The organism is Clostridium sp., from assembly GCF_051650885.1.
Lineage (GTDB): Bacteria > Bacillota > Clostridia > Clostridiales > Clostridiaceae > Clostridium.
This window is the reverse complement of sequence record NZ_JBOFRG010000346.1, coordinates 1-4,961: the sequence shown is the minus strand read 5'-3', so window position 1 is coordinate 4,961 and position 4,961 is coordinate 1. Positions and strand designations below refer to the sequence as shown.

The window sequence follows — 4,961 nt, the reverse complement described above, 5'->3', positions numbered from 1 at the left end:
TCTTTTTGTTCATTCATAATCCTTTCAAATGCTCTTACGAGTTCAGCTTGGTTAAGCTGTTGAACTTCATGAAGTCTACATTGTTCTTCACCTCTGCGAGCAATGCTTGTGACCAGTTGTATATGCTGTGCATTTTGTTCTTTTATTAATCTTTCGATTACTTGATTAAACTCTCTGGTTGAGTTCTTTGTTTGTTCCATTATTTGTTCAGTGTTTTCTTGGGTGTTTTCTTTCAGCCTTTCTATATTTCCTTCTAGAAATTCTTGAAAGTCGCTGTCCATTGATCTAGCAATTTTTCTACACGATCCTATACAGTTTTGTGTATTTGGGGTCGGTGTATTAATGTCATTTGAGCTTGGTATATGCTCAAATTCTTCCCTAGACCTAATTCTTGATGAACTTCTTGATCTTCTGACATTGCCATTATTGCTGTTACTCCTGCTGTTGTTATCTCTGGTGATAGCCATTGTTGCTGGAGTTACAACTGTTACTTGACTGGAATCTATCAATTCTTCGTCAGATGAACCAATATACACATTATCCAGGACTAATTCTGTCGGATTAGGCATATTCCTCACTTATTGAGAACGATCCCTATACAGCTATAAATAGCCAATTGACTGATGCGTCTTAATAAACAGGGTCTCTGTTGATTAAATAAATATTTATATAAGACTCAAGTCTATCCTTATATTATATATATAATTAATTGATATTATATATATAATTGATATTATAGTTACTTATAGTCTAGGATCTATGTGTTGGTTATTATAAGTGTTTTCAATGTTCAGAACCATGATTCAAATTAATGAATTCAGAGTTTGAATTAAAATTAACATAGTTATATCTTCATCATGAATTGGTGACCGGTTTCTGTAAATTCTAATTAGAATTTACTTCATCAGACCTTAACTTCATGATTATTGATGAAGAAAACTGATTCTGTTAATTATTCAAACACTCTGGATCCTGTGTAGGCCTCATCGGTTTCTTGGCTAGATATCGATAAGGTCCTACCCCTGGATCCATGGGTTTAAATACCCTCTATTATGTGATGTGTTATTTCTCCCTAGTAGTTTTAGGATTTAGGGTAGAATTAACATCACAAATTTCATTTATTTGATTATTGAATTTATATGGTTTCAGCAGCTTGGGATTATTGACGTAGGCAATCAAAACTCTTGTTGAAGGTATTAGCTTACCCATGAGTTCTGTTAATTTTCTTTTTAATTCTTTTAATTGTTGATGCCATCTTGGATCATATCTGATTACAATTGGAATTAAAGTATGTCTTATGACAGTTGGATACCAAATACTCAGAGATTTCTCTTTTATCCATGGTACTTTGGCTTTTTGTCTAGTCATTTCCAATTTCTTGAATATTTTATCGATGGCTTCTTGTCTTTTGTTATATTCAATTGATATGTATGTTTTATAACAAATATCAATTGGATACCCTCTTTCTCTAAGACATTTTATCAAATGGATTGCAGCAGTATGATAATCTTTCATATTACTACAAAGGATTCTTCTTCTCGTCAATTCCGTTCGGATGATTCCAATTTTTGTTGCAGTAGGATGTCCTGATTTCCAAGGCACATACTGATATGCACTAAGCTTTTTATAATGCATGTTTGTATGTATTTTAACTCTATTGTTAATCTCATCCAAGCTTCCTGATATGTCTATATCAAGGAAGTTAATTGTTTTAGTATTTAATTCTTTTGCTTGAACAATTTCTGCTGTATTCCAATCAAATTCTAGTCTGTCTGAACCTGTAAACTCATCTGTAAGTTTAAATGGTTTGATACAATTTGTCATAAGTATTTTACACTCATCAATTGATAAACCATTAAAGATAGCCAGTACATCATCATAGAATCTAAAATAATGTAATAGATTTTTATTATTAAATATCTGTGATTGTACTTCTCTGTAGTGGACTGTTAGGTTGGCTAGAATAGGGCTAGATTCACTACCCATACATAGACCATGTATAGGTTTATACATCTTACCTTGATGAGTAAAGCATGACGCATTAACCAATGTATATATAAGTTGTCCCCATTCCCTTTCAGATACCTGTTTCAAAAGGATTTTAACTGATGGGCTTGAGGCTAAGGCTGTCGATGCTACTATCGATGCTTCCCTTAAATCGATGTTTGTGTACATCGATTTTATATCAGCTATAATCATCACTGCTGTTGGGGGTAGCTGGATATTCATCAAAGTTTTGATTACCTCTACTGTAGAGAGTAGGATGTATTTAATTTTATACGTTATATGCTTGAGCATTAACGCTAAAAATTTGTGTACGCCAGATAATTTATTTTTGCACATTGGGATGATAGGTCGGATAGGCGGTCTCTCTATATTTTTATGGATCTTTAAAAGTCCATACATAGTAGGGTTCATTTTTCCTTTATCCATTTTTTCTTCTATATATCTTAGTGCATGTGATGGATTCTTTTTACCTAAGAATCTGTCAAGATTATTTAATCTAGCATTACACCATTTCTTTATCCAGTTTATCCTCATTTCTATGTCTTCTAACTTGTCCAATGGTATATAGGTATCAGGCTGGTTGATGTGTTCCATCATAAGTTCATTATATAGTTCTTTATTAATGATTGCCAGTCCCATGTTTTTGTCTGTGTTCACCAATAACCAATCTTGATTTAGTCTGTTGTTTATAATGTTTAACGCGGCTTGATGTTTTCTACTGACGTTGGTAAACATTTTGTTATTTGGTTTTGTTGTATTAAACCATTCATCAAGAAAGCTTTTAATTGGATGAATCATCAGCAAATCTTTGTCATGTGGCATATATGTTTTGTTTGAAACATACATTGGCGGAATTGGTCCGTCATCATTATATCTGAACATGAACTTGAGAGCAATTCTTCTATATAATGCAAATTGGGCATTATGTAGTTCTTCAAAAGATAAAGGCTTCGGGCTTCTGGTGAAGTTGAGTCCTAATGAGAGTAATTGTTTGCATTCATATGGCATGTTGTTAATGCCTATGGCATGTGCCTTTGTTTTGAGGCAATTTTCAAATTTTTCTAATGGCAGTAATATGATCATAGTTCTGATTATATCATCATTATTGATCTTTTTCCTGATTAGATATTTGATTAATTTACTCCTTGCTTTGTCTCTATCTGTAGAATTCTCGATAATGTGATGATGTAAATACATCTCCTTAATCCAATACTTTAGTTGCTATCTTTGGCGATTGTTTCTGTTATTCGCGTTTTTTCCTTTATTAGTATTACTTTTCTGAGTATTTTTAATCACCCTTGTTTTCTTTTTATTATTATTTTGAGTGTTTGGAGCTTTATTATTTTGTTTTCTTGTATTCTTGGTGTCTGCAATTCTAACAACCCTTGGTGTACTTAGACTTGAAGAACGTGTTATTCTGTTGGGTCTAGGTTGTTCATTGGTGTTGTTATTATGTGCATTTGATCTTGCTCTACTCAAACTTCTAGTGTTTCTGTTTCCAGACTGATTACTTTCTTTGGAAACTGATCTTGTTCTACTCGATTGTCTCGATGGTGAGGGCGAGTTTTGTCTCGATCTTGAGTGATTAATTATATCGTTATTTCTTTGTTTTGGTCTCCACATAAGCGTATTAGTTTGTAGGAATTTCCAAAGCATGTTTAATTTCTTATTTTGGAGTTGATATGCATTCGCATATTTCTTATCTATCTCCATGATTTTTGATGCTATGGACTCATACATGGGAGACTCTATCTCTGCATTAACCCTTTCTTGTATGACCTGTTCTGTCATTTCAATTTGTTTATCCCTTTCATTAAGCCTGGCTTGTCTCGTTTCAAAGTCTTCGGTTAATTTACTAGTTCTAATAAACAATATAAATTCCAGTGCAGGTAAAATCTTTTTAGGTAGGGTTATAAGTTGACGTTGTGTCATTTTCTGAAATAACGGTAGTAATACTGTTTGAACAAGGTTTCCAAGTGTATTATTAAACTCCATCTTCATTTCATCTCTGGTTGCACAATCTTTTTCTATACTGCGTTTCCAATCATTAATAATTGAATCTCTGATTAGCTGTATTCCTTTAGCTGTATTCTCTTGTTCAGCTGTGGTTGGAGTATAATCTGATTCAGGTTGTAAAGATTTGGAGATGTTTTGGAGTTTATTATCCACATGTTTGGGGAATTTTCCTTGTTGAATAAACATATCGTTAACTAGAACTTTGTAATGTGCTTTCATTAGCTTCCTGAAAATATCTACCCATTCATCACAGAATCGTTTCAGTTCGTTCTTTTCATTGAGGGAGTTTAGGAATGCAATTGTTGTAGGATAGTGGTCTTTTGGTTTATGGATTTTTTGGTGTGCTTCCAGTTGTATCCATTTGAATCCAGGAGCACATTCTCTACAATTTGCTTTAGGAAGTATGTCGCTAAGTGTAATCACATTAGTTGGGATTTCTTCTATTTTGTTATCTACAGTCACATTGTTTATGGTTAGACATATTCTTGGTTTTTCTGTGCTGGAATGATTCATACTGATGCCAGAAACTGTAAGATTTCCTCCATTCCCAGTAGCGGCTGAGGTGGGTGAATCTGCACAGTTCATTTCCAATCTAACACCATGATTATTAAAAGAAGAAATAAGGGCTTCTGCAACCCTAGGTCCTAGTTCTTCGAAACACTTACGATGTATGATTAATTCATTACTCATTTCATGAATAATCTGTCTGTTGGCATTGTCATTATTTAATTGAGCGTTATGGTTATTTTTCAACTCTGCGGTTAATCGCATTAATGAGTCTATGATTATGTTGAACGTTTCTTTTTGTTCATTCATAATCCTTTCAAATGCTCTTACGAGTTCAGCTTGGTTAAGCTGTTGAACTTCATGAAGTCTACATTGTTCTTCACCTCTGCGAGCAATGCTTGTGACCAGTTGTATATGCTGTGCATTTTGTT

Annotated in this window: 3 protein-coding genes; all 3 read right to left on the bottom strand. The window is 33.4% G+C overall.

Annotated elements, in window-relative coordinates; genetic code table 11:
• The coding region (locus tag ACRC28_RS17580; RefSeq protein WP_438544753.1) for a hypothetical protein at positions 1-569 on the bottom strand (569 nt) is incomplete at its 3' end.
• A 493-nt stretch (positions 570-1,062) separates the two neighbouring features.
• Positions 1,063-3,204 (bottom strand): hypothetical protein, encoded by a 2,142-nt coding sequence (locus tag ACRC28_RS17575; RefSeq protein ID WP_438544752.1) that lies wholly within the window; start codon positions 3,202-3,204, stop codon positions 1,063-1,065.
• A 24-nt stretch (positions 3,205-3,228) separates the two neighbouring features.
• On the bottom strand, positions 3,229-4,961 hold a 1,733-nt coding region (locus tag ACRC28_RS17570), incomplete at its 5' end, for a hypothetical protein (protein ID WP_438544751.1).